Annotated in this window: 19 protein-coding genes; 17 read left to right on the top strand and 2 right to left on the bottom strand. The window is 37.4% G+C overall.

The genetic code is table 11. From position 1 onward, the window contains the following. Window positions 1-178: 178 nt before the first annotated feature. From F4694_RS05550 to F4694_RS32035, 11 genes are all read left to right on the top strand, one after another. Window positions 179-1,480: a prolyl oligopeptidase family serine peptidase gene (locus F4694_RS05550; RefSeq protein ID WP_179595892.1), complete on the top strand. Its 1,302-nt coding sequence runs from the start codon at window positions 179-181 to the stop codon at window positions 1,478-1,480. 291 nt (window positions 1,481-1,771) lie between these two features. Continuing rightward, window positions 1,772-3,487, top strand: a complete 1,716-nt coding sequence (locus tag F4694_RS05545) for a sensor histidine kinase (RefSeq protein WP_179595891.1) — start codon at window positions 1,772-1,774, stop codon at window positions 3,485-3,487. Between the two features lie 29 nt (window positions 3,488-3,516). Continuing rightward, complete coding sequence (locus F4694_RS05540; RefSeq protein ID WP_179595890.1) at window positions 3,517-5,130, top strand: response regulator transcription factor; 1,614 nt, start codon at window positions 3,517-3,519, stop codon at window positions 5,128-5,130. Between the two features lie 307 nt (window positions 5,131-5,437). Then, the gene (locus F4694_RS05535; protein WP_179595889.1) at window positions 5,438-6,382 is read left to right on the top strand and encodes a fumarylacetoacetate hydrolase family protein; all 945 of its coding nucleotides are present in this window, start codon (window positions 5,438-5,440) and stop codon (window positions 6,380-6,382) included. Between the two features lie 7 nt (window positions 6,383-6,389). Further along, a complete protein-coding gene (locus tag F4694_RS05530; RefSeq protein WP_179595888.1) occupies window positions 6,390-6,878 on the top strand; it encodes a DinB family protein in 489 nt (162 codons plus the stop codon). A 12-nt stretch (window positions 6,879-6,890) separates the two neighbouring features. After that, on the top strand, window positions 6,891-8,003 hold the full coding sequence (locus F4694_RS05525; protein WP_179595887.1) for a cupin domain-containing protein: 1,113 nt from the start codon (window positions 6,891-6,893) through the stop codon (window positions 8,001-8,003). A 318-nt stretch (window positions 8,004-8,321) separates the two neighbouring features. After that, window positions 8,322-10,604, top strand: coding sequence for a glycoside hydrolase family 3 protein (locus F4694_RS05520; RefSeq protein ID WP_179595886.1), 2,283 nt, complete (start codon window positions 8,322-8,324; stop codon window positions 10,602-10,604). A 71-nt stretch (window positions 10,605-10,675) separates the two neighbouring features. Next, window positions 10,676-12,751: a beta-glucosidase family protein gene (locus F4694_RS05515; protein ID WP_308806300.1), complete on the top strand. Its 2,076-nt coding sequence runs from the start codon at window positions 10,676-10,678 to the stop codon at window positions 12,749-12,751. A 59-nt stretch (window positions 12,752-12,810) separates the two neighbouring features. Then, the gene (locus F4694_RS05510) at window positions 12,811-13,779 is read left to right on the top strand and encodes an ROK family protein (protein WP_179595884.1); all 969 of its coding nucleotides are present in this window, start codon (window positions 12,811-12,813) and stop codon (window positions 13,777-13,779) included. 61 nt (window positions 13,780-13,840) lie between these two features. Continuing rightward, entirely contained in the window at window positions 13,841-15,361 is a 1,521-nt protein-coding gene (locus F4694_RS05505) for a DUF1593 domain-containing protein (RefSeq protein WP_179595883.1), read from the top strand. Between the two features lie 142 nt (window positions 15,362-15,503). Beyond that, the gene (locus F4694_RS32035) at window positions 15,504-15,635 is read left to right on the top strand and encodes a hypothetical protein (RefSeq protein ID WP_257029137.1); all 132 of its coding nucleotides are present in this window, start codon (window positions 15,504-15,506) and stop codon (window positions 15,633-15,635) included. 255 nt (window positions 15,636-15,890) lie between these two features. Here F4694_RS32035 and F4694_RS05500 read toward each other — a convergent pair whose 3' ends face one another. Then, window positions 15,891-16,931 carry a LacI family DNA-binding transcriptional regulator gene (locus F4694_RS05500; protein ID WP_179595882.1) on the bottom strand — a complete coding sequence of 347 codons (1,041 nt, stop codon included), beginning with the start codon at window positions 16,929-16,931 and terminating at the stop codon, window positions 15,891-15,893. Window positions 16,932-17,252: 321 nt separating this feature from the next. On the opposite strand from F4694_RS05500, the gene F4694_RS05495 reads away from it, so the two are divergent. From F4694_RS05495 to F4694_RS05470, 6 genes are all read left to right on the top strand, one after another. Then, window positions 17,253-18,689 carry an L-fucose/L-arabinose isomerase family protein gene (locus tag F4694_RS05495; RefSeq protein ID WP_179595881.1) on the top strand — a complete coding sequence of 479 codons (1,437 nt, stop codon included), beginning with the start codon at window positions 17,253-17,255 and terminating at the stop codon, window positions 18,687-18,689. Window positions 18,690-18,707: 18 nt separating this feature from the next. After that, on the top strand, window positions 18,708-19,538 hold the full coding sequence (locus tag F4694_RS05490; protein ID WP_179595880.1) for a transketolase: 831 nt from the start codon (window positions 18,708-18,710) through the stop codon (window positions 19,536-19,538). Continuing rightward, window positions 19,535-20,503 carry a transketolase family protein gene (locus tag F4694_RS05485; protein WP_179595879.1) on the top strand — a complete coding sequence of 323 codons (969 nt, stop codon included), beginning with the start codon at window positions 19,535-19,537 and terminating at the stop codon, window positions 20,501-20,503. Before F4694_RS05490 ends, F4694_RS05485 begins: the two co-directional genes overlap by 4 nt. 7 nt (window positions 20,504-20,510) lie before the next feature. Further along, window positions 20,511-22,001, top strand: a complete 1,491-nt coding sequence (gene glpK / locus F4694_RS05480; protein ID WP_179596026.1) for a glycerol kinase GlpK — start codon at window positions 20,511-20,513, stop codon at window positions 21,999-22,001. Between the two features lie 84 nt (window positions 22,002-22,085). Further along, window positions 22,086-23,570, top strand: a complete 1,485-nt coding sequence (locus F4694_RS05475; protein ID WP_218895525.1) for an apiosidase-like domain-containing protein — start codon at window positions 22,086-22,088, stop codon at window positions 23,568-23,570. 98 nt (window positions 23,571-23,668) lie between these two features. After that, window positions 23,669-23,971, top strand: a complete 303-nt coding sequence (locus F4694_RS05470; RefSeq protein WP_179595877.1) for a hypothetical protein — start codon at window positions 23,669-23,671, stop codon at window positions 23,969-23,971. 259 nt (window positions 23,972-24,230) lie between these two features. Here the strand turns inward: F4694_RS05470 and F4694_RS05465 are convergent, their stop codons facing one another. Next, window positions 24,231-26,156: a BglG family transcription antiterminator gene (locus F4694_RS05465; RefSeq protein ID WP_179595876.1), complete on the bottom strand. Its 1,926-nt coding sequence runs from the start codon at window positions 26,154-26,156 to the stop codon at window positions 24,231-24,233. Window positions 26,157-26,335: the final 179 nt, after the last annotated feature.

Raw genomic sequence — 26,335 nt, 5'->3', positions numbered from 1 at the left:
ACAAAGATAGGGTATATTTGGGCAAGTCCTGTTAGTAAATTGATAGAATTGAGCAACCGATTTGTTAGTTACACAACGTCACTTGAAACGTCTGATACGTAAACAATCTAAATTTTTGTAAACAAGTATGTAAATGAGACCTAAAATTTTAAATATTACTATAAAAGGAGATATCAAAATGAATTATTCTTATTTTACCGTAAAGGAAGTCACTGACTATGGCCCGTACATAACGAAAATCATTTTTCCTCTCCCCAAATTTGTTAAATCAGAGGTGCTATCGGAAGATACTTACAGCGTTTATGTCGAGAGACGAAGCAAAAAAAACGGAGAAGTGCTTCAACTTAAAAAAGATTGGAATTCGAATGAGACTCGTCCGTCAAAAGGATATTGTCATATTACAAAAGCGTATACTTCAGATGGTGAAGGGAACAAAATCGAAATTGGCAGTCATGCCACACTGGAACTCGAATGTGAGGCGATCTATCGTTTAAACTCAGAAATTGCTTTTCTGGAAGAACAGGGGCATAATGTATATGTTTTCTGCGATTTTCGCATAACACAGGTGAAAGAAATACAAACCGATAGTGATTCTATTACAGGGCTAGTCTATGATCATTTTAGCGGCGGCTGCATGGAGCAAGTTAAAGGATGGGTTAATAGCCAATCATCTTATGCTGAGATGCCATTGCGTTTCGGCTATTATTCACCAAAGTTGAGCAGTGGAAAACGTCCTTTGATCATTTGGCTGCATGGTGCTGGGGAAGGCGGATATGAAACTGATATTGCTTATACCGGAAATAATGTTGTAAACCTATCAAGTGATAAAGTACAGAGTATATTCAGCGGCGCTTACGTACTTGCTCCACAAGTACCTACCATGTGGATGGACGGTGGCGACGGATTATATACTAAGAGCGGCCAATCAAAGTACGTGAATGGATTGAAAGCGCTTATTGATGAGTTTGTCGAATGCCATTCAGACATAGATACAAATCGCATCTACATCGGAGGGTGTTCTAACGGGGGCTTCATGACTATGCGCATGATAATCGATTACCCAGGCTTCTTCGCAGCAGCATTTCCTGTTTGTGAAGCCCTTTATGACAACTTGATTACGAATCAAAATATTGAAGATATTAAGAATACTCCTATCTGGTTCACACATGCAAAAAATGATGAAATAGTTAAACCTGAGATCACGGTTATTCCAACATATGAACGTCTCCTCAAAGCCGGCGCTCCTAATGTTCATTTTTCATATTTTGATAAGGTTGTAGATACCTCAGGCATTTTCAAGGATATTAAAGGTAACCCCTTTGAATTCTTCGGTCATGGTACCTGGATTTACATGCTCAAAGACGAATGCGTACTAGATTACGATGGTTCACCCGTAACAGTAAACGGCAAAGATATTACTCTTTTACAATGGTTGGCGCTGCAGGAAAAACAAAACACAGTTCTGCTTTCAAGTTCTTAAATGTAAAGTAGATTTATTAAATAGTTTCCTATAAAAATATATTCTTTCTAAAAACATCGCTTATTGATTGTATAGCGGTGTTTTTCTTTTTACCCTCCAGATGCCCAGTCAGCTAACAAAAGTCGGAAAATTGATAAAAAAAGTCGTTTTTACAGTAGGAAAAGGCTTTCAATTTTCTGTATTATTTAAAGAAGGTGTTTTCGTTAATCATAGTTTTCACAATTTTTTAAAAACAATATTGTATAATGGAAATATTATATTAATTGAGCTATGGCATCAGGAGGGACACGAATGGGAATGATGAAACAAATTTTCAATTCATTAATGTTTAAGCTCTTTTTGGCTATATTCCTCATAATTGGGCCATTAATCATTGTTCATATTATAAATAATTATTATGCGAATGAAGTTATTCGAAACCAAGTGGCTCAATCCAACAAGAATATGCTGAATATTTATATGGATCAAATTGATAAGAGTTTGGAGGGGGTTGGCAATTATATATTTCAACTTTCTGCAAATACTGATTTATATTTCCTTCAATATCATGAAAACTTCGACCTTAACGACTACGAAGAGGCTAAGATTCGATTGTTTAATTCTATCAATAATCAATCTTACTTTTATACAGCAATTGATTCTATATTTCTTTATTCATCTTCCTATAAGGATTTCTTTAATACTAAGAAAAATGATGTTAATTTTTCAGAACGCATGAATGCAACAGAGGAAATTCACGCTTTGCTCGAGAATAAATCGGAAAATCTTATCGAGGGAAAATGGAACTTATGGAAGGGAAAGAAAAATTATTATTTACTATACTACTTAAATATAGATGGAGTATACGTAGGGGCTTGGGTAAATATGAACAACTTGATTAAGCCCTTTAAGTATATTGATTTTGGAGAAACAGGTAGAGCCATGCTAGCAACTTCTGAATTGCATCCGATCACCAATAAAGATTTCATTGAAGATGAAAAAATAGACTTAACCGTTAAGGGGAATAAGTTTGCAATCGTTGGGGAAAAAGAACGGTTTGTTGCAATGAAAGAAAGATCTACTGTTGGTGATTTTTATTTTTTAGCCCTAATACCAGAAAGTGAAATATTAGATAAACTTCCTTTTTTACAAAGAATATCATCTATAATTTCAATCGGGGCTGTTTTGTTTCTATTTCTATTTATCTTTATCATGAGAAAGGTCTTTCTTCAACCAATAAATCAAATTGTTTCAGCCATGAAAAAACTTCGTCAGGGTAATATGGAAATACGTGTTCCAATGAAACGTAATTCCACGGAGTTTGAAGTCATGAATGGGACCTTTAACCATATGATTTCGGAGATAAGAGATCTAAAAATAAATGTTTACGAAGAAAAGTTGAATTTACAAAGGGCGGAACTAAAGCATTTACAATTACAAATCAACCCTCACTTTTTCCTAAACTCATTGAACATTATTTATAATCTTGCAACCGTTAAAGAATTTACCATCATCCAAGAAATGTCCAAATGCTTGGCCAATTACTTTCGGTTTATGTTCAGTAGTAATTCGTATTTTGTTAGTTTGGAAGATGAATTAAAGCATACGGAGAATTATTTAAAGATTCAACAACTTAGATTTCCTGATTCTATTAATTTTAATATAGAATCGCCTTCCGAATTGATAAAATGTAATATACCCCCTTTGGTAATTCAAACTATTGCCGAAAATTCGATTAAACACGCGTTTCATATGGATGAGCCGATTAATATTCATATAACCGTAAAGAAAGACTGTGAAGACTCCAGTTTTATGGAAATTATAATCCAGGATACGGGTGAAGGTTTCCCTGAAGAAGTTTTACGTAGTTTAGAAATTGATGATCCACTCACAACCCAAAAAGGGGAACGAATTGGACTTTGGAATGTTAAGCGAAGGTTGAATTTGTTATATGATGGGATTACCAGCATACACTTTTCAAACGAACATGGAAAAGGTGCGACTGTCCGTATAAGGTTACCGATATAAAAATTCAAACAATGGAAAGGGAAATGATGATGAATCAATTTCGTGTACTTATCGTTGATGATGAAATCCATTCCATTAGGGGAGTTCAGGCTGGGGTTGATTGGGGAAAGCATCAGATCTCTACTGTTTATACAGCACATAGTATGAGACAGGCCCAGGAGGTATTTTTAAATAACAGGATCGATCTTTTGCTTTGTGATATTGAAATGCCTAAAGGATCAGGAATTGATCTATTGAAATGGGTCAGGGAACACTACCCAAGTACGGAAGCCGTTTTTTTAACATGTCATTCAGATTTCGGATATGCAAAGCAAGCATTGCAGTTGAAGAGTTTCAACTATTTACTAAAACCTGTCGATTATCAAGAACTGGAAGAAGTTATTCATAGCGCCTTGGAAAAAATTAAAAAGGATCAGGATACAAAACTGGTGGAGGAGTCTTACCAACAATTGAAAAAATCACACCAGTCGGTCATGAAGGAACGATTCTGGTTAGATCTCATTCATCAAGTTGTTCCGTCTACTACAGACAAGATTACTGATCATAAGAAGCACCATCATCTATCATTTACGGAGAACACAACCTTCCTGCCCATTTTATTTCATGTTCAACGATGGAAAAAGGTTCTGTCAGTCCATGAAGAAAAAGTAAGGGAGAATGCTCTTCAATCAGCGGTGTATGAAGAACTGGTAAAAAAAAACGTGGATGCCCATGTCGTTAATATGGGAACGGGTGACATTTTGTTCATCCTGCCTCTGGTAAGAGCAGCATACATTGAGGATCTGAAAAATAATTTTAATCATTTTATTTCTCAATTTGCACTCTATTTTTCATGCGAGCTTTGCTGTTATATAGGCAATCAGGTGCCTATTGAAAAAGTAGTAAGCATGGTTCACCAATTGCAGGATCTGGATCGTAACAATGTAATCAAAATTAATGAGATCATTGTGTATAATAATGAAAAAAAGCATTCATGCTATATCCCTTCACTTCCCGCTGACTGGTCGAGTTTAATGAAAATCGGTCTAAAGGAAAAATTATTGGGTGCAATCAATCAATATTTTAAGGATTGGAAAAAATCCGATGAAGATATAACTGCACAATCCCTTCATTTATTTTATCAGGATTTCTTACAGCTTGTTTTTTATGTAATCCAAGTGAAAGGGATACAGGCCAATCAGGTCTTTTCACAAAACCTGTTGACTGAAAAGCCTGCAAAAGTGTTAAAATCGTTGAATTCTCTTCAAGAATGGGTCATTTATATTATGGATGTCGCCATGGACCAGCTTCATCTTCCTCAAGAAAAAGGCTCTGTTGTCAATCTTGTGAAAAAGTATATTCAAGATCATCTTGGTGAACAGCGTTTAACACGAGAAGATATTGCCAATCATGTTTATCTAAATCCAGACTATTTAACAAGAATGTTTAAAAAACAAACAGGGTTTTCCATATCGGATTATTTACAGCAGCAACGCATTGAATATGCTAAAAGACTATTAATAGATACAAATTTACCTGTAAGTGAAGTGGCATTATCTGCGGGTTATTCAAATTTTTCTTATTTTTCAACGATATTTAAAAAGTCCACTGAATTGAATCCGATGGAATATCGAAAAATGCACACTTCTTTGATAAGTTATTAACAATATTGAAAGATACAAGAGAGCTAGAATGGAAATTCTAGCTCTCTTATTTATTGGGTTCACAAGTGTGTCCATTTTTTATCTTTTATATTAAAAAGTCGGATTAATGAAAATAGGTAGTCGTAATCCGAATAGTGGGTACAAATATTGTGTCTTAATATGAAGATACAGGTTTGTTTACTTATCTTACCTCTATAATCCTTATCGAATAAACGATGTTTGTTCCGAGTTTAAATTTATGAAACCACTGCCCATTATATTGGCACAGGAAGAAAAATTTAATGAAGATGAAAAAGGAGCTTAAAAAATGAAACTGATAACTTTTAACAGAGAAGGGGCTTCACGTGTTGGCGCAATTATAGATAACGAGGTTATTGACTTGAACTTGGCATATCAGGTTTTAGTAGAATCTGAGGGGAAACTTCGGGCTCGCCAAATTGCTGAAGCATTTGTTCCTGCAGATATGAATGGCTTCTTGCAAGGAGGCAAAGAAAGCGTTGAACTTGCAAAAAACGCCATCCAATTTGCCCTAGAAAATAGAGAAAATAAAGGTCGCAAACTTGTATTTTCAGTTTATGATGTAAAATTGGAAGCTCCCGTTCCTAATCCAGGAAAAATGATTTGCGTGGGCCATAATTATCGTGAACATATTTTGGAAATGGGACGTGAAATTCCAAAGTTCCCTGTTTTATTTGCGAAGTTTTCTGACACAGTCATAGGACCGGAGGACGATATTCCCTTTTTTCCAATTTCAGAACAACTCGATTATGAAGCTGAATTTGCCTTTGTTATTGGGAAAAAAGCGAGAAATGTATCACAGGAAGTAGCACTAGATTATGTAGCAGGCTATACCATCGTTAATGATGTAACCTATCGTGACATTCAACGCCGCACGATTCAGTGGTTACAGGGAAAAACGGTAGAGGGTAGTGCCCCAATGGGTCCATGGCTGATTACTTCAGATGAACTAACCGATCCATCTGGTTTAGAAGTAGTACTAACCGTCAATGGCGAGGAAAGACAACATACTAATACTGCCAATCTAGTATTCTCAGTTCAATATTTGGTGGGATTCTTATCAAATTTGGTGACACTAGAGCCAGGAGATGTGATTTTAACAGGAACACCAGGAGGAGTCGGATTTGCTATGAATCCGCAAGTATTCTTAAAAGACGGCGACATTGTCAAAATTTCGATTGATAAAATTGGGTCTTTAGAAAATAAAGTGAAAAAAGTGATAGAGCAGGAGTGATCTGGTTATGGAGACCAAAACAATCAAGCAATCCATTCAACTTGTACAACATACCATCGATAAAATGGTTGAGACAGTTTCTGGGATTTCCGAGGATACCATCCGACGGAAGCCAAGTGACGATGAATGGTCGATTATACAAATTATTTGTCATGTTTTAGAAGCAATTCCTTATTGGATGAAAGATATTTCCCAAATAAAGAAGTATCCAGAGGAATTGTGGGGCAGAAATCACCTTCAAGAAGCACGCCTTGCAGCGATCGAAAAAACAGATAATAGAACCATTGATGAAGTATTAAAGGAGCTAATCGCTTTAAAGACTCAAGTAGAAATGGAGTTCAGTACGTTGGACCCAGGTATCTTGGCAATTGAATCAACAAGCCGAAATCCAAATTTTGGTACAAAACCAATATCATTTATCGTTGATCATCTAATTGTTGAACATGCCAGTAAACACTATGGGCAGATAAAAAGAAATCTTTCAAAATTAAGCTAAAGGGGAATCCGAATGGCAGAGAAAATTGAATTCATGAACAGTCAAATTGTTAAAGATTTTAATAGGGACCTAGAGGAATTTCATCTTGGACCATTGTGGGAAGCCATCCCGGCCTTAATGCATAAGCAGCCGGAGCCCCAGGCGCAAGCATATCTTTGGAAATGGGATGTTATCTATAAAAAGTTAATGGAAGCTGCCACTATCTTTACCCCTGATCGCGGCGGGGAAAGAAGAGCCATTTACTTTCAAAATCCTGGATTGACAAATCGCCAGCCGTGGGGATGGGCATCAACAACCCAAACCCTTTATGCAGCTATTCAATTAATTCTCCCAGGAGAGACAGCACCGTCCCATCGGCATTCACAAAATGCACTTCGTTTTATTACACATGGAGAGGGCGCTTATACAATAGTTCAAGGTGAACGGATTTTTATGGAGGAGGGTGATTACCTTATCACCCCAAAAAATCTATGGCATGGCCATACTCATCTTGGTGATAAACCGATGATTTGGATGGATGCCCTTGATATCCCTACCATTTATTCAATAGGTGGAACGTTCTTTGAGCCATATCCGGAAAAAATCCAGGTTCCAAAGGTACCTGATAACTTGTCCGCGCAGCGCTATGAAGGGGGAATGGTTCGCCCGATTGGTGACCGCTATCCAATGTCTGCGCCGCTTGGTGCTTATAAATGGAAGAAAACCGAGGAGGCAATTAAGGGATTAAGTCGTTTTGAACCAGATCCATATGATGGGTATGCTATTGAGTATATCAATCCATCCACAGGAGAAACGGCCAATAAAAATATTGCCTCCTGGATGCAAAGGCTGCCCAAAGGATTCCATTCAAAAGCCCACAGGCATACACATGCCACTATTTATAACGTATTTAAGGGTACAGGTTATAGCGTAATAAACGGAGTACGCTTTGACTGGTCTGCCGGTGACTATTTTGTGGTGTCAAACTGGGCATGGCATGAGCATGTTGCTGATGAAGATACGTATTTATTTTCATGTAGTGATCTGCCCATAATGGAGCAATTTGAACTTGAACAATTTCAAGTTTTGGAAGAATATAATGGGCATCAAACTGTTAAGAGTGAATTTAAGCCTAAATTTGCTTAGAAAAAATAAAGTATTCGTAAATTTTCTTGTTGTACATGGTTCCTCTATATTTATGGAAAAAACATTGTGAGAACATTAGATCTAGTTGCAATTATCCCTACTGTGTTGACGATATGGAAAAACCATACGAACTGCAATAGAAGGGATTTATTTTAAATAATACTTGTCTGAATATTGAAAATAGAAGGTCGTAAAAACAGTAGATTGCTTACTGTGAAAGCGTTAGCATAATCAGTAAGAGTGCGTAGGGAAATGCCAACATTTTTATCCGGGTAATTTTCCGAATCCTCAAAAAATAATAGAATTGGGGGATTTTAAATGAATGATGTTAAATTAAAAATCGATTCAGAGGGTTATATCAAATATGTGGAAAATAACGGAGGTCCTACCTTAGGTTATTCGACAATATCCGGGGTTAAGATCATCGAAAAAGATGGCCTTTTTTTTAAGGATTTAAACAAGGATGGAATAATCGATAAGTACGAAGACTGGAGGTTATCTCCTGAAGAAAGGGCAAAGGATCTGGCTTCAAAAATGACAATAGAGCAAATTGCAGGACTCATGTTATACAGCAGGCATCAATCTGTTCCTGCTGGCAGCAGAGGTTGGTTTGATGGTTCCTATGGCGGCAAGACCTACGAAGAAAGTGGTGCAAAACCTTGGGATTTAACTGATCAACAAATCAAGTTTCTTTCTGAAGATAATCTAAGACATATTCTCGTAACCATTTTGGAAAGTCCAGAAACGGCTGTACGCTGGAATAACAAGATTCAGGCTTTTGCTGAAGGAATCGGACTTGGTATCCCGGCCAACAACAGCTCGGATCCGCGCCATGGTTCAGATTCCAGTACCGAATTTAATGCAGGAGCGGGCGGTAAAATTTCCATGTGGCCGGAGCCGCTGGGTCTTGCTGCTACATTTAATCCGGATATTGCAGCAAGATTCGGTGAAATTGCATCTAAAGAATACCGAGCATTAGGCATAACAACTGCATTATCACCGCAAATTGATATTGCAACAGACCCTCGCTGGTTTCGTTTTAATGGAACATTTGGAGAAGATTCACAACTTTCTACTGACATGGCCAGGGCTTATGTGGAAGGTTTTCAGAAATCAGAAGGTGAAAAAGAAATTGCTGAAGGCTGGGGCTATGACAGTGTTAATGCGATGGTAAAACATTGGCCGGGAGGCGGCTCTGGTGAAGGTGGGAGGGATGCCCACTATGGTTATGGAAAGTATGCCGTTTATCCAGGAGGGAATTTTGAAGAACATTTACTTCCGTTTACAAAAGGAGCCTTTAACTTGCCGGGTAAAACAAAAAAGGCTTCTGCGCTTATGCCGTATTACACCATTTCAGTAGGTCAGGATCCGGTAAATGGAGAAAATGTCGGAAATTCTTACAATTCTTATTTAATCAATGATTTAATCCGAAAAAGATATGGCTATGATGGCGTTGTTTGCACAGATTGGATCATTACTGCCGATGAACCGGAGGATATTGATACATTTGTCGGCGGGAAGCCTTGGGGTGTTGAACATCTGTCGGTTGCTGAAAGACATTATAAATTAATCATGGCCGGGGTCGATCAATTTGGGGGAAATAATGAAGCCGGACCTATTCTCGAAGCGTATCAGATAGGTGTGGCTGAGTATGGGGAAGAATTCATGCGTAAGCGCTTTGAAGATTCGGCAGTGCGCTTATTATTAAATATCTTTCGTCTTGGACTTTTTGAAAATCCATATTTAAAAGTCGAAGAATGTGTTCAAGAGGTTGGAAAGCCGAAGTATATGCAGGAAGGATATGAAGTGCAGCTTAAATCGATTGTCATGTTGAAAAACAAGAATAATGTCCTGCCGTTAAAGAAGGAAAGCATTGTGTATATCCCTAAGCAATATACACCAGCCGGAATGGATTGGTTTGGCAATCCAACACCTGATAAACTCGAATATCCGGTTAATATGGATGTAGCCAGAAAATATTTTAAGGTAACCGATGACCCGGATGAAGCCGATTTTGGATTGGTCTTTATTAGCACTCCTAAATCGGGAACAGGTTATAGCCATGATGATGTCAAGGCAGGCGGAAATGGATATGTGCCAATCAGCCTCCAATACAAACCTTATAAAGCGATTTACGCCCGTGAAAAAAGTCTTGCGGGAGATACTCGTAACGATGATGTATTAAACCGGTCCTACCAAGGAAAAACGGTTACTCCAAGTAACACTACGGATTTGAATACAGTACTGGAGACAGTTGAAGCAATGAAAGGAAAACCGGTTTTCGTTTCACTTCTGTTAACAAATCCAACGATTGTGGAAGAATTTGAAAAAAATGTGGATGCAATTATTGCAAATTTTGGAGTACAGGATCAAGCTGTTTTTGAGATTATATCAGGCGAAGTGGAGCCTTCTGGTCTTCTTCCGATGCAAATGCCTGCAAATATGAAAACAGTCGAAGAGCAATTGGAAGATGTGGCACACGACTTGGAATGTCATATAGACTCTGAAGGTCATGTTTATGATTTTGCATTTGGACTTAATTGGACTGGCAGGATAAAGGATGACAGAACCGAAAAATATAAAAAACCCACATCTATATAAAAGCAAGCTATTGAACGAAACTGTATAAATAACATAAAAACCAAAAGTTGAGGGAGGAAAAATCATTGAAAGTGGATAAGAAATATCGTTTATCATATGCAAACAAAGCAAAAGAAATTGTGGATCAAATGACGCTAGAAGAAAAAGTTTATTTAATGAGTGGCAATATCTTTATGGAAGATATTCTTAAGGCCAGAGAACAGGGGATCCATTATAATTTAACTCCATATGAAGCAGGGGGAAATGAACGTTTTAAAGTACCTGAAATGAAATTTATTGATGGGCCGCGAGGAGTTGTGGCAGGAACTGGCCGTAGTACTTGTTTTCCGGTATCTATGGCACGAGGTGCAACCTTTGATAAAAAACTCGAAGAACGAATAGGGAAAGCTATAGGTAAAGAGATTAGAGCATTCGGAGGAAATTTATTTGGCGGTGTTTGTATAAATCTTCCCCGTAATCCGGGATGGGGCAGAAGCCAAGAGGTATATGGTGAAGACTCATTCCATCTGGGTTCAATGGGATCTGCACTAGTAAAAGGAGTTCAAAGTGAAAACGTAATCGCTTGTGTCAAACACTATGCGTTAAATAGTATGGAAAATGCACGATTTAAAGTAAATGTTATAGCAGATAAAAGGGCGGAAAGAGAAGTATATTTATCACATTTTAAAGATGCTATCGATGCTGGAGCAGCAAGTTTTATGAGTGCTTATAATAAATATCAAGGTACATATTGCGGACATAATGATTATCTTTTAAATCAAGTTTTAAAAGATGAATGGGATTTTGATGGTTTTGTTATCAGTGACTTTCTTTATGGTATTAGGGATACAGTGGAAGCTGCTAATGGCGGAATGGATATAGAGATGCATATCACACAATATTTTGGTGATAAACTTATCGATGCAGTGAAGAATGGACAAGTAAGTGAAGATAGGATTAATAATGCTGCTATCCGTATTGTCCGTACATTGCTTGCATTTAGTGAAGCAGATGACAAAGAGTACGGTGAAGAATTAATAGGCTGTAAAGAACATATTTCATTAGCGCTAGAAGTAGCAGAAAAATCAATTACATTAATAAAAAATAAAGAGAACGTATTACCTTTTTCAGTGACAAATGTAAGTCGTGTGGCCGTAATTGGAAAATTGGGTAATAAGGAAAACATTGGAGATCATGGATCCAGTAGAGTTTATCCAGAATATGTGATTTCACCTTTAGAAGGTATCAAACGAATTGTACCTAATTCAGAAGTTGTTTTTGATGATGGTACAGATCTGGAACAGGCAATTGCAGTAGCAAAATCTGCTGATGCAGTAGTTTTTGTAGTAGGTTTTGATTATGACGATGAAGGTGAATTTATTTCATACAGAAATGGTAAAAAAGGAGTTACAGCTATAGGAGGTGTTTATGATGCAGCGGGTGGTGATAGAAAGGAATCACTTGGTCTGCATAAAGACGAAATAGAATTAATTAAAACGGTTGGACCAGTAAATAAAAATTCGGTAGCCGTCCTGATTGGCGGCAACATGATTATGTTAGAAGAATGGAAAAGTGATGTTTCCGCGATACTTATGGCATATTATCTAGGAATGGAAGGTGGAACAGCCATTGCAGAGACGTTATTTGGAAAAATTAATCCTGGAGGAAAGTTACCTTTTGTAATACCTGAAGATGAAAAGGATCTTCCACAAATAGATTGGGAAGCTGAAGAAATAACGTATGAATATTATCATGGATATACCAAGTTAGAAAAGGAGGGAATCGAACCTTCGCTGCCATATGGATTTGGTTTATCCTATACTACATTTGATATTTTAAATGCTTCATTTGCGGTTGTTGATGAAAAAATCTTGGCTAAATGTGATGTCACCAATACTGGAAGTCGAGAAGGTGATGAAGTTGTTCAAATGTATGTTGGGTTCAAAAACTCTAAGATTGATAGGCCAGTTAAAGTATTACGGGGGTTTGAACGAATGAACCTAGCACCTGGTGAAACAAAAGCAGTTGAAATTTCTTGCCCAATTGAAAAAGTTAAATGGTTTAATTCTGATTCAAATTCATGGGAATTGGAACATATGGAGTATGAAATTTATATCGGGAGCAGTAGTTCAGATAAGGATTTAATTCAAGGAAAAGTAACTATATAACTTAGATTAGCGAAGAAGAACAGGATAAAAAATAGATTCAAGCATGGAGGGTTAGGGTGATGACTCAAAAACATTATTTAACTTTTGATATAGGGGGAAGTAATCTCAAATATGGTTTACTAAACAGTGCCGGCACATTAATTGAAAAGCATAGGATACCTACCCCAAAGCAGGGATTAGCACAGTTTATGGCTGAAATACAAAGCATCATTGAAAAATATAAAGACAGTATCAAAGGTATTGCTTTTAGTTGTCCAGGAAAAATAGATCAGTATAGTCAAACCATTCATTTTGGCGGTTCATTACCATTCTTAGATGGTGTTCAGTTAGCGAGAGAACTAGGAGAATATTACCATATCCCAATTAGTATTGAAAATGATGGGAAATCTGCAGCTTTAGCTGAATTGTGGCAGGGTAACTTGAAGGATGTTTCCAATGGTGCTGCAATTGTATTAGGAACGGGAATTGGAGGAGGCGTCATTATTAATGGGGAGTTGATACAAGGGACCCATTTTCAAGCTGGTGAATTAAGTTTTATGATCAATGATAAAACCCAACCAGACATACAAGGTTTAGCTGGTTTCAACACTTCCGCGGTACGGATGATAGAAACAATTGCTAAAGAACTTAAATTTGAAGATATTGATAATGGAGCAGCCGTTTTTAAGGAAATCAAAGCTGGAAATCCAGCTGCAATGAAAATATTCAACCGTTTTTGCCGCAATATTGCGATTTTAATATTAAATATTCAATCAGTAGTCGATTTAGAACGTTTTGTCATTGGTGGCGGTATTAGTGCGCAATCTTTAGTTGTTGACACGATTAACCATCAATACAACCAAATGCTTGATGAGATGCCATTGGTTAAGCAAACATTAACTCGTCCCGAAATCATAAACAGTAAATTTCATAGCGATTCCAATTTATATGGTGCACTTTATCGTTTATTATTACAAATCGACAAACTGGAATATGAATTGTTGGGAGATGAAAATGTTAGAAGCATATGCACAAGTAGCAAAGGGTGAAAAAAACTGGTATCAGATATACAAACAGAGGAAATATACTAATTTTAAGGAGAGTTGAAATTTGGCTAGGGATAATAAACTTCGTACTGTAGTTATGCACGACCCAGAACTTGATGATATTAATACTATAATTAGATATTTACTCTATAGTAATCAGTTTGACACAGAAGGGCTGATTTATTCAAGTAGTCGTTTTCATTGGAAAGGTGATGGCAAGGGGACGCTGTTCTATGGAGAGTCTGAACACTCCAATTATGGAATTGGACCGATTGCTAACTGGCGATGGGATGAAGGTTCGCGTTTTTTTGAGGATGCTGTCGACATTTATGCAACAGTATATCGGAATCTTTCGGTTCATGCAGAAGGCTACCCTCATCCAGATGAATTACGTTCCCGAATCTATGAAGGTAGCGTGGAGTTCCCAGGAGACATTTCAAAAGATAGCCCCGGTTCGAATCACATCAAGAAATTGATACTGGATGATAAGCCGGGCACACTTTATTTATTGACAGGGGCAGGTCAGTCAACGATTGGGAGGGCACTGTTATCGATTGAAGAAGAATACAAGAATAGTAGTCAGTGGAAGAATGTTTATGAAAAAATTTCTAAGAAAATAATCATTCAGTCATTCGGTGATCAAGATGGTATCTACGCATCTTATATAGGTCTAAATTGGCCAAATATCGAATTCCGTGAAGTGGCAACAAATATATGGGGATACTTTGCACGTAAAGTAGTCCAACCTGAAGACCGTCATTATCTTTCTGCCGCATGGACTCGAGAGAATATATCTAAGGTCGGCCCTTTTGGAGAGCACTATATCGTATGGGGAGACGGAAAACAACTTCATAAGAATGATATCGCTGATTTCTTCGGCTTCAGTCGGGTTACTGTAGAACAACTCAAGGAGCTCGGCTATACACCATGGTATGGAGGAGTTGAAGAACCAGGTTCTTGGATTTCTGAAGGTGACACATCTATGTACATGAACCTCTTGGACAATGGCCTCGATGCTCATGTGGATGCAAGTTATGGTGGTTGGGGAGGCCGAAATGGCAAAGACATTGACCCTAATGGCGTTTCTTCAAAAGACTACTCTTCCTCACGTTGGTTCGGAGCTGCTCAACGAGACTTTGCAGCAAGGTTGCAGTGGACCGTTACACCAGAATATAAGGACGCCAATCACCATCCTGTAGTCGAGGTTGTTGGTTTGGATAGCATGACTGTCAAACCTGGCCAAACAATCACTTTAAAGGCAATCGTTAAGGACCCGGATGGAAATCATCTCACAGGTCGCTGGTGGCAATACGAAGAAGCAGGTACATACCCTAGAAAGGTAGAACTGCTTTCTGTTGAAGAACCGAACACTGAAGTGGAGCGTACTTATCCATTTGACATTCCTGCTCCAGGCTCACCGGAGATTGATAAGTTGATAAAAAGTGAGATTGAAGTAACGAGTCAGTTTACAGTGCCTACGGATGCTGTTAATGGCCAAACCCTACATTTTATACTCGAAGCCTGGGATAATGGTGAAAAACCTTTAACATCATACAAGAGGGTAGTTTTGACAGTCTCAAGGTAAAAGCCGGCGACTCTTATAAATTTCATGTTCAACTTCGGATCGACTATGTCAGTTTTCATGGCAAAGGAAAAATGAATACCCCGAACATTGATCGTTTCTCGGAAGGAATTGGGTTCACCAACTGTATCAGTGTTAATCTAGTATGTATGCCGGCTCGTTCTCATGCCCGCATCCACTATACGAGCCTTCTCCATCTTATGTGGATCGAGTGGAGTACGAGGAGGAAGACGACTTTGTTATTGATAATAATGTTCCACTTTCAGATGAACAATAAGAACGATATTTGTTGAAAATTAATAAAACAGCCTGGTGATAATTGTTAATTTTCCTCCGGGCTGTTTTTTTATCATCTTTTTAGTTTGTCATGTTGGAAGAAGTTTCGATAAAGAAAGTTCATTACCAAATGGGAATTCCTTACAACAATACTTACTAACTGGAAATAGACTGCCTTTTAATAAATTGGGAAATAGCAAAAATTAAAAAAGAATAGCAATTGAACATGCTACTCCTTTTTTGATTGATATTTAATTCATTTTTCTCTATTTACCGCACAAGAATTTCTTTCAATGATTTCGGTATCAACAAGCAATTTTATTTTATCTGTATCGTTGTTCTCAATCAGTCTGATTAGTTTTTCAACAGCTAGTAATGCAATCTTATCCTTTTTCACATGGATGGTAGTCAACTCAGGAGTAACTACCCTTGATTCAAAAATGTTATCAAATCCAATTATTGAAATTTGACCTGGAACTTTAATCCCCAATTCAGTTAAGGATTTGATTACGCTAATCGCCATATAATCCGTTTCACAAAATAAAGCTGTTGGCAGATTGTCTAAACTATTTTTGATCTTTTCTGTAAAAGCCTCTTGGGGTGAAATGGTTGTTGGTGATATGGAAAAATAATTGTTTTCATCTATCCTCAAATTCCTTTCTGTTAGTGCCTGGATAAATCCTTTTTTCCGCATATCAAAGTTATACATTCTGATATTTGACTCAACATACCCAATCTCTCTATGCCCTAAATCCATTAGATATTGTCCAGCTTGATAAGCTCCAAAGACATTGTTCATCACTACAAAGTTTGCATCTAACGTTTCATAACAAGTATCCAATACAACTAAATTCAGTTGTATGTCGGCTATCATTTTAATTTGCTCCGGTGTTAAATTGGTACCCAATAACAATATTCCTGCAGATTTTTGTTCATTTTCAAGTCTCGTTATTTCCTCTTGCAGATACTCAATATTTATAGATGAAACCATTAAGGAATAACCACTAGAACCTGTTTGAGTATCAATATATTTAATTAACTCCATAAAAAAAGGAAGAGATTCAAATTCATCTGATACAATACCAGCATTTGTGACGGCGACCAGTCTCAATATTTTTGTATTGGTTTGAAAATACTGTTCTGCTTTGATAATAGGCCGAGGAATGTAACCGTGTTCCTCGGCGATTTTTAATATTTTTTCACGAGTCTTCTGACTAACTCCATTTTTCCCGTTTAGTGCTAAAGAGACCGCTGATTTTGAAACATTAGCCAATTTAGCAATTTCATCTATCTTCATAAAACCATGCACCTTCCTAAAATTACATATCATATATAAACGAATTATAACATATTATCTTTTGGTTTAGTTACTTTTTTAGATTTTGTTTAGTAATTAAATGGTATTACTTTTCCTAGACTAATAGGTTTTCAGGTAATTATTTAATAGTTTAGTTTAATTTTACTAAATTTATTTATAAAATTCATTGACTTGTAAATAAAAAATTGTTAGTATTTTATCAATAACTAAATTATTTTAGTTGCATCAAAGATATTTTAGGTAAACGAACTAAAGTTTAGTCTTTTTGCTTAAAAGTGTTTATATATGGAGGGAATAGAAATGGAAAAAATTAAACTTGGATTTGCTCCAACTCGGAGATTTGTGTTTAGTAAAGAAGATGCTTTGAAATTTAAAAATTTAATCAAAGAAAAAATTGAAAGCTTTGGACTAGAAATGGAAATTGTTGATTTAGAAGGAATCAATGAAGAAGGGCTGTTATACAGCCGCTCTGAAGAATCAGCTATTATAAAAAAATTTAGAGATGCCGAAGTAGATGCTGTATTTTTCCCTCATTGTAACTTTGGGACAGAAGACATTGTTGCACGTGTAGCTAAAGCCATTGGTAAACCAGTTTTACTCTGGGGACCAAGAGATGAAGCACCATTAGAAGATGGGATGCGCCTTCGTGATACTCAATGTGGTCTTTTTGCAACAGGTAAAGTTCTAAGAAGATTTAATGTTAAGTTTACATACATCACGAACTGCACCGTTGATAGCCCTGTTTTTGAAAGAGGATTTAAGAATTTCATTGCTGCTGCTAATGTTGTTAAGCATTTTACGAATCTACGAATCTTACAAATCTCAACAAGACCATCTGATTTCTGGTCGGTAATCTGCAATGAAGGAGAATTGTTAGAGACTTTTGGCATTCAAATTCATCCAATCACACTTGATGAATTGAAAAAAGTAACATTAAAAATTGAAAAGACAGATAGCCCTGAACTAGATGAAGCAATTGGCTATATCAAGGAAAAGCTCGATTGGAGCAGTGTGACAGAACAAGATGTTCGGAGAATTGCTTCGTTAAAAGTTGCTATGAAGCAACTGGCTACAGATACAAGAAGTACAGCGATTGCTATTCAATGCTGGTCGACTTTACAAGACATTATTGGCATTATGCCATGTCTGGCAAATGCAATACTTACAGACGAACAAATTCCAGTAACGTGTGAAACCGATATCCATGGAGCGATTACCTCAATTATGGTTCAAGCAGCTACGTTAAATACGAAACCAACGTTCTTTGCAGATATTACTGTACGTCACCCTGAAAATCCAAATGGCGAATTGTTATTCCACTGTGGTAACTTCCCTGTTTCGTTAAGCGTCGAAGAAAAACCAAAGTTAAACAAGCACTTCCTATTTGAAGATCATTCTCCAGGAACGCATGAAGGAGAAATTAAGGGTGGAGCAATGACACTTGCTCGTTTTGACGGAGACCATGGCGAATATTCTATCTTCCTTGGAAAAGCAAAAGGAATTCAAGGTCCGTTCACAAGAGGTTCCTATGTTTGGGTGGAAGTGAACGATTGGCCATTATGGGAAGAAAAGTTGGTAAAAGGTCCTTACATTCACCATTCAGTAGGTGTCCATGCTGACGTTATTCCGGCTCTATTTGAAGCATGCGAATATATTCCTGGTTTGAAGCCTGATCCGGTAGATCCAACTGAAAGTGAAATTAGAGCATGGCTTCGCGGCAGCGACCTTAATAAATAAAGTAGGGGGTTAACAAGGATGAACAAGATTGAGTTTCTAAAACGAAAAGCAACCGAAATTCGTATGGAACTTCTAACCATGATTTATGAAGCAGGTACGGGCCACACAGGCGGTTCCTTATCCAATACGGATATCTTAACGGTTCTTTACTATCATATTATGAATGCCGATCCAAACAATCCGAAATGGGAAGACCGTGACCGTTATGTACAGAGTAAAGGACATGCGGTGGAGTCATACTGGGCGATTTTAGCAGATAAAGGATTCTTTCCAAAAGAAGAATTAAAAACATTTTCTCAATTTAATACAAGATTAATTGGTCACCCGAACAATAAAGTACCAGGTGTTGAAATGAATACAGGTGCGTTAGGACATGGTTTGCCAATTTCAGTAGGTATGGCCTTGGCTGCTAAAATGGATGGGAAATCGTATCGGGTATATACGTTAATGGGAGACGGTGAGCAGGCAGAAGGCTCAGTTTGGGAAGGGGCTATGGCCGCTGCACATTACAAGCTCGACAATTTAGTTGCGATCATTGACCGGAATGGATTGCAAATCACAGGAACCACTGAAGATGTTATGTCCCTTGAACCATTTGGCGCTAAATGGAGTGCTTTTGGCTGGGAAGTGGTTGAGGTAGATGGTAATGATATCGAACAATTGGTTACTGTTCTAGAGAACACGCCAAATGTTGCTGGAAAACCAACTCTCATTGTCGCCAATACAGTCAAAGGCAAGGGAATCTCATTTGCAGAAAATGTTGCAAAATGGCATCATCATGTACCAAGTAAAGAGGAATATCAATTAGCAATGGAAGAACTCTCAAAGCAATTGGAGGTGCAACAATGACTAATGCAATGCTAAAAAGTGCAAAAGGAAATAAAATCGCCAATCGTCAAGCTATCAGTGAGGTTTTATTAGAATTAGCTAAAGAAAATAAAGATATTTTAGTAGTAACCAGTGATTCAAGAGGATCAGCTTCGCTTGTGGAATTTGGTAAGCAATTACCTAGTCAAATTGTCGAGGTCGGAATTGCAGAACAAAATCTAGTCGGAGTTGCTTCAGGCTTGGCGGCATCTGGTAAAAAACCATTTGTGGCATCACCAGCTTGTTTTTTAAGTATGAGAAGTATTGAACAAATCAAAGTGGATGTAGCATATTCTAATACCAATGTTAAGTTAATCGGAATAAGCGGCGGCGTTAGTTACGGTGCATTAGGTATGTCGCACCATTCATTGCAGGATCTTGCGGTGACCCGTGCGATTCCTGGTTTGGATGTCATGATGCCGGCAGACCGACATGAGGCGAAAAAAATGATTGAGGCATTAGTAGAGTATGATCGACCAGTATATCTACGTATTGGCCGCAATCCAGTAGAAGATTCCTATGCATCAGAAAACTATGAGTTTCACATTGGTAAAGCAGTCACCATGAAAGAGGGTACGGATATTACTATTATTGCATCAGGTGAGACAGTTAGAATTGCCTTGGATTCCGCAGTAGCCCTACAACAGGAAGGTATTGACTGCAGAGTCATTAATATGCATACGATTAAACCGTTGGATAAAGAATCCATCCTAAAAGCAGCAGAGGAAACAGGAAGAATTATCACAATAGAGGAGCATAGCATTTATGGAGGCTTAGGTTCGGCGGTGGCGGAAGTGGTATCCCAAAGCAATCCGGTGCCAGTCAGGATTCTTGGTTTACCGGACGAACCAGCTATTGCAGGAAAAACCGCCGAAGTATTTGAATATTACGGATTGAGTATAGACAATGTCAGGAAGATTGCCATTCAAATGGTCGGAGGTCGATGAGGTGTCTATGAAAAAAGAGAAATACATCCTCTCTATCGATCAAAGCACGTCTGGAACAAAAGCATTGCTTGTTAATTCAAAAGGGCAAATCATTCATAAATGTTCGATGAGTCATACGCAATACTATCCGAAAACAGGATGGGTGGAGCATGACCCTGTTGAAATCTATGAAAATGTTAAAACCCTTTTCAAGGATATGGTTCAAACAACTGCCATTCCAGAAAACGAGTTGGCTGTTTTAGCGATTACGAATCAAAGAGAAACGGTAGTGGTTTGGGATAAAGAAACTGGAAATCCGGTTTATAATGCCATCGTTTGGCAATGTCGGAGAACATCTGATAGTTGTGAGGAGCTGAAAAAACAAGGCTATGAAACGATGATTCAAACCAAAACCGGGTTAAAGGTAGATCCATATTTTTCTGCATCCAAGGTAAAATGGATGATGGATCATGTCAATGGTGTCAAAGATAGAGCAAAACAAGGAAAGCTCTTATTAGGTACGATTGATAGCTGGCTGATTTGGAAATTAACAGGTGGAAAGGTTCATGCAACAGACTTCACGAATGCAAGCAGGACTCTTCTATTTAATATCCATACCCTTCAGTGGGATGATGAGTTAATAGAGTTATTTGATATTCCTAAAGAGATGCTTCCTAGAGTGAGAGATTCAAATGCAATCTATGGTGTGACAGAAGACCCAACTCTTCCCTTTAGCAAACTTCCTATCTCTGGTGTAATCGGGGATTCACAGGGTGCATTATTTGGACAGAAATGTTTTGAACCAGGGATGGCAAAGGCAACCTATGGAACTGGTACTTCTGTGCTAATGCAAACAGGGGAAATGGTAGAGGGCACGAATGGTTTGGTCACTTCTATTGCATGGGGATTAAGTGGGAAGGTAAGCTTTGCTTTGGAAGGAATTATTAATAGTACCGGTGATACAATTAAATGGTTGAAGGATCAACTGGAATTAATAGATAACATTGGCGAAGCTGAGCTTTTGGCTAGTTCCCTTTCGAATAATGAGGGTGTCTACCTCGTTCCTGCTTTTGTCGGATTGGGAGCTCCTTATTGGAAACCCTATTCACGTGCTGCCATTATGGGAATGAGCCGAAGTACAGGAAAACGGCACATTGTCCGAGCTGCACTGGAAAGTATTGCTTACCAGGTTAAAGATGTAATCGAACTCATGCAATCAGAATCAAATATTCGCATCAAGATTGTTAGAGTGGATGGAGGAGCTACAAGTAATCGCTTCCTAATGCAATACCAGGCAGACATGTTGGATATAGATGTTATTGCTTCCAAAATAGTAGAATTATCATCAATGGGCTCTATTTATTTAGCTGGTCTTGGGATCGGAATATGGAAAACAACAGATGAAATATACGATCTTAATCAAGAAAATGAATTGTACCAGCCTTTGATAACAAATGATGTAAGAGACAAGTATTATCAAGGTTGGAGGCAATCAGTAAATAGTGTTTTGGTATGTTAAACAGAACTGTTTTTTGTGTAGGTTAACCAACTAATCACTAAAGTAATATCTGAACTAACTAAATTTTTTATAAGGAGGATGAAAGTGGAAAGGTTAAAAATCTCAGAGAATAGAAGATATTTTACACATCAGGATGGCACACCATTTATCTGGCTGGCAGATACTGATTGGACGATTGCTCAAAGATTAAAATGGGACGATGCAGAATACTTGATGCAAAAAAGAAAATCACAAGGGTTTACCGTACTTCAAATTGTTGCATTGGATCCGGAGCAAGATAGAGAAATGAGAAATCCAGCTGGAGATAAGGCTTTATTAAATGATAATTTGAGCACTCCTAATGAAAAATATTTTCAGTATTTAGACTGGATAATCGATAAAGCAGAAGAATATGGATTTTACGTACTATTACTGCCAGTATGGGGAGAACTCGTAGTAGGTGATAACTGGATGGGGGAGTTTTCAAAGAAAATTGTTACAAAAGAAAATGCTTTTCAATATGGAAAATGGATTGGCAACCGCTATAAAGACAGAACAAATATCATTTGGTGTCTAGGTGGTGACAGGCAGCCTATTCATCTAGGAGTAGATTACAGAGATGTTTGGCGGAAAATGGCTGAAGGTATTGCAAAAGGGGTTCTCCAAAAGGATATGAAACATAATGAAAAAGATCCTAACTGGCAAAAGCTTTTAATGACTTATCATGCATGCCATGAAGCGGAGACCGGGGAATGTTCAACGATGTCATATTGGAGTGATGAGGAAGCTTGGATATCGTTTATCATGATTCAATCCGGACATGGGTTAACACCAAAAAATTATGAACTAGTGAAAAATGATTATAATAGAAAAAATCGAATGCCTGTTTTTGATGGAGAACCTGCTTATGAGCAAATGCCAACAACTTGGCCAATTGGTTCTGATTTTCATGGAGGATGGATGGTGAGGAAACGTGCCTATTGGAGTTTGTTTGCAGGATCCTTTGGTCATACATATGGGCATCCATCTGTGTGTTGGATGATTTCAGAAAAGGAAAGAGACAACTTCAGAAGATATTCTTGGTTTGAAGCTTTAGACCAGCCTGGAGCATGGCAAATGAAAATCTTGCGTGATTTTTTGGAATCTAGAGATTTAAGTCAGTGTCTTCCGGGTCAGGATTTACTAATTGAACAGAATGATAAGTTACAAGATGTTACAGATGAACACATTCAGGCATGTATAGAAAAGGAAGGAAAATTCGCTTGCTTATACTTCCCATCAGGCGGAGAAGAAACCGTAGATTTAAGTAGATTGGAAATAGATCAGTTGCAAATTTGGTGGTTTAATCCCAGAGATGGAGAATGTTATACACAAGAGAATGTTATAACTGATAAAGCAATTAGTTTTGAAGCACTACAACGAGATGGAGAGTTAAGTGTATTAAAAGTAATAACACCAACACGTGGAAATGAGCAGGATTGGGTATGTGTGATAGAAAACAGAAATAATCAATCAACAATTCCTGGCGAAGCAAAAATTTATGGAGAACTGCAAGTACCGCTTGAAATCAAGAAAACATTTATGTGGTGATATAAATAAAGACCGAATCGGAGGTTCGAATCCTCTTCGGGACGTCAAAAAGCCTTGACCAATTTTGTTCTGCACCCCAAAAGTACGAGTGTGTCGGAATGAACAGCCATCACTCCAGCTATGGTTCTGTTTTAGCCATGGCGCCGAAGGGAAGGGCTGTTGGTATTGCAACCGGCCTGTTTTTTGGTGCAACTTTTGTAGGGGAGGCGCTGTGCGCATACGTAACCCCTTGGATGGCAAACCTGATTTTCGGTTATAGTCTACCTTCTACAAACATTAAAACTGGCGGCATACTCTGCATCGTCATCGCCTTCATTAGTTACCCATTCTTCAAGAAGACCTATAAGCTTGCATTTCCAAAAGCCGGCGAAAGTAAAGCCCAGGCGATAGTTAACTTATAACCGAATTGATATTAAGTGGCCCTATTTCACTTATATCTGCTTACTAAGATTCCTCTATAAAAACAATAGCCGGAATTTCTCCTCCTATGAATTCTGAATAATTTAATTATCAGTTATATAAGAAGCAGCTGGATGAGGATCCAGCTGCTTTTTTATTTGGCTCTGTTAAAACTGAACAGTCGAACAATAAATGAAAAAAGGGCGAACAAGTCTTCCCTGAAATAGCCTGTGCTTGTCAAGAGGATGTTATCTGCCAAACTCATTCTTCCATTAATAATAAAAGGGTATTTATAAACTTATCATAATTGTTGGATCTTAATAACAGGTATACATTTTTGGGTTCTGATAATATTTTGATAAAACTATCATAGATATCCCGAAAAATACTTCGTTCTTCCTTATTCAGGGCAATTAGGGCGATTATTTGTACACAATTATTCCCCCAATTAACAGGTTTGTCATTTAATACAATCGAAATAGCTGACTTTAATGCGTTCATTTGCATTGAGTGTGGCACTGCTACATTATTATTAAAAGATGTTGAGGACATTTTTTCCCTTTCAATGATATCGTCAATGCCTCCTTCTTCAATAAATCCTAACTGAACCAGTTTAACTCCAATAAACCTGATCATTTCAAATTCATTTTTTAAGTAAATGTTTTGTTGAAACAAGTGGGGATCGAAAAGGCTAATTAAATGATTTTTCAGCTTCGTACGACTTCGTTTTTTATTAATCTTTGTGATACTGTGCTGGATCTTCTGAATGTCCTCTTCTAAAAAAAATGGATTTAAATGGACAATTTCATATTCCGTTCGTTTTGGAATCTGGACCGTTGTGATCATTAAGTCTGAGTCGATTTGCCCGAAATCACTATCAAGCTTGGTAATCACCCTGCTAATCTCAATTTGTTCTCCGAAAATCTGCTCAAGTCTTTTTAGCATCGGAATGTGCATATTGTAATACTCTGGACATACCACTGTGCAAGTTATTTTATTTTCAAGCGTTTTTTGTCGTTCTAGAAAGGCACCAATATGGAAGGCAATATAGGCGATTTCGTCTTCGTTAATTTGAATATTTTCTTTTTTTTGTATCTCATTCGAAATAAATACTGCCAGGTCATAGATTAGTGGGTAAGATGATTTAATTTGCTTGGTTAATGGGTTTTTTGACAAATAATTGTGCTTTGCCCGGTTAATTAAATTGCGTATATGCAAGGTGAATTTTATTAGAAATTCATCACCGTAAATATCCACCAGATAATAATCTTTTACTTTATGAATAATTTCATTTACTAAGCGAATATAACGCTGCTCAATATATTCCCCAAGATTTTCGTTGTTTAAGTTGTCATAACTCAATATCGTTGCCTTGCTAATTAAAAGAATCGTTAAGTAATATAGCTCTGCTCCTTCAAACGTTGTCCCAAATTCAGATTTTATTAACTTGGCGATATCTGATGCCGCCTTATATTCATTTGTTTTGGTTAATGCTTCTATGTTGTCTTCCGAAATGGTTCGATGCTGGCTGACCCGATCTGTTGCAATCACGATATGGAGCAGGATGTTCCCAATTGTGTACTCATTTATATAAAGATTATAGGAGGCCAACACTTTAATCAGCTCTTCCTTGAAATCTTTTAAGTCATAACCAAAAGCTGATTGGATACTTTCTAAATGCAAAAATTGGTCCTTTGTTTCTTCGTAAAAAATATGGCTCATCAACTTTCTTTTATCCCGTTCAAGTCCACTTAAAATGAACAAGTCGCCATCTCGTTTGAAGGATAAATTAAACTTTTCCAAAAGGCTTTTGGCCTTTTTCAAATCGCCTTCGATCGTGGATGTACTTACATAAATTTCTTCACTTATGTCAAATATATCCATACCTTCAGAATGGGCAATCGATTGCTTTAATAGATAATAGAGCCGCTCAAGTGGCGTCAGTCCTACCGTTGTTTCTTTATTTTTTTTGTGCTGCATTTCATGGTAAACGGTTTCATTTATTTTATAACCCAGGTTGGAGGACATAATCAATACGGATGGAGAGGTGGTTTCATTTATTTCATTTACATATTTACGGATGCTCCGACTGGATACAGAGAATTGTTTAGCGAATATGTCTGCTTTTACCCAATCATTCTTATTTAACAAGAATTGAATAATCTCCCGCTCTCTCTCTTTTTTCATGCTACAAAAACCCCCAAAAGGTCTATTTATTGTTAGTTTTCCACTTATATATTGTAAAAAAACACATAATAAAATGATAGGTTGAAAAAGTTCCTACCCCCCGGAACTTTTTCAACTTGAGCTCAGAACTAAAAAAATAGGACAATGACCTCAGAAAGTTAATTCAAATTTTTCTTGGG

Origin of the sequence: Neobacillus driksii (assembly GCF_013409995.1) — a bacterium.
Taxonomy (GTDB): domain Bacteria; phylum Bacillota; class Bacilli; order Bacillales; family Cytobacillaceae; genus Neobacillus; species Neobacillus driksii.
This window is presented reverse-complemented; position numbering and strand designations above follow the sequence as displayed.

Excerpts from the sequence above, each read along its gene's own strand:
- F4694_RS05495 (WP_179595881.1), top strand. The coding sequence starts at position 17,253 with ATGGAAAAAATTAAACTTGGATTTGCTCCAACTCGGAGATTTGTGTTT.
- F4694_RS05485 (WP_179595879.1), top strand. The coding sequence starts at position 19,535 with ATGACTAATGCAATGCTAAAAAGTGCAAAAGGAAATAAAATCGCCAAT.
- F4694_RS32035 (WP_257029137.1), top strand. The coding sequence starts at position 15,504 with ATGTATGCCGGCTCGTTCTCATGCCCGCATCCACTATACGAGCCTTCT.
- F4694_RS05500 (WP_179595882.1), bottom strand. The coding sequence starts at position 16,931 with ATGAAGATAGATGAAATTGCTAAATTGGCTAATGTTTCAAAATCAGCG.
- F4694_RS05540 (WP_179595890.1), top strand. The coding sequence starts at position 3,517 with ATGAATCAATTTCGTGTACTTATCGTTGATGATGAAATCCATTCCATT.
- F4694_RS05530 (WP_179595888.1), top strand. The coding sequence starts at position 6,390 with ATGGAGACCAAAACAATCAAGCAATCCATTCAACTTGTACAACATACC.
- F4694_RS05550 (WP_179595892.1), top strand. The coding sequence starts at position 179 with ATGAATTATTCTTATTTTACCGTAAAGGAAGTCACTGACTATGGCCCG.
- F4694_RS05520 (WP_179595886.1), top strand. The coding sequence starts at position 8,322 with ATGAATGATGTTAAATTAAAAATCGATTCAGAGGGTTATATCAAATAT.
- F4694_RS05545 (WP_179595891.1), top strand. The coding sequence starts at position 1,772 with ATGGGAATGATGAAACAAATTTTCAATTCATTAATGTTTAAGCTCTTT.
- F4694_RS05525 (WP_179595887.1), top strand. The coding sequence starts at position 6,891 with ATGGCAGAGAAAATTGAATTCATGAACAGTCAAATTGTTAAAGATTTT.
- F4694_RS05490 (WP_179595880.1), top strand. The coding sequence starts at position 18,708 with ATGAACAAGATTGAGTTTCTAAAACGAAAAGCAACCGAAATTCGTATG.
- F4694_RS05510 (WP_179595884.1), top strand. The coding sequence starts at position 12,811 with ATGACTCAAAAACATTATTTAACTTTTGATATAGGGGGAAGTAATCTC.
- F4694_RS05470 (WP_179595877.1), top strand. The coding sequence starts at position 23,669 with ATGAACAGCCATCACTCCAGCTATGGTTCTGTTTTAGCCATGGCGCCG.
- F4694_RS05465 (WP_179595876.1), bottom strand. The coding sequence starts at position 26,156 with ATGAAAAAAGAGAGAGAGCGGGAGATTATTCAATTCTTGTTAAATAAG.
- F4694_RS05535 (WP_179595889.1), top strand. The coding sequence starts at position 5,438 with ATGAAACTGATAACTTTTAACAGAGAAGGGGCTTCACGTGTTGGCGCA.
- glpK (WP_179596026.1), top strand. The coding sequence starts at position 20,511 with ATGAAAAAAGAGAAATACATCCTCTCTATCGATCAAAGCACGTCTGGA.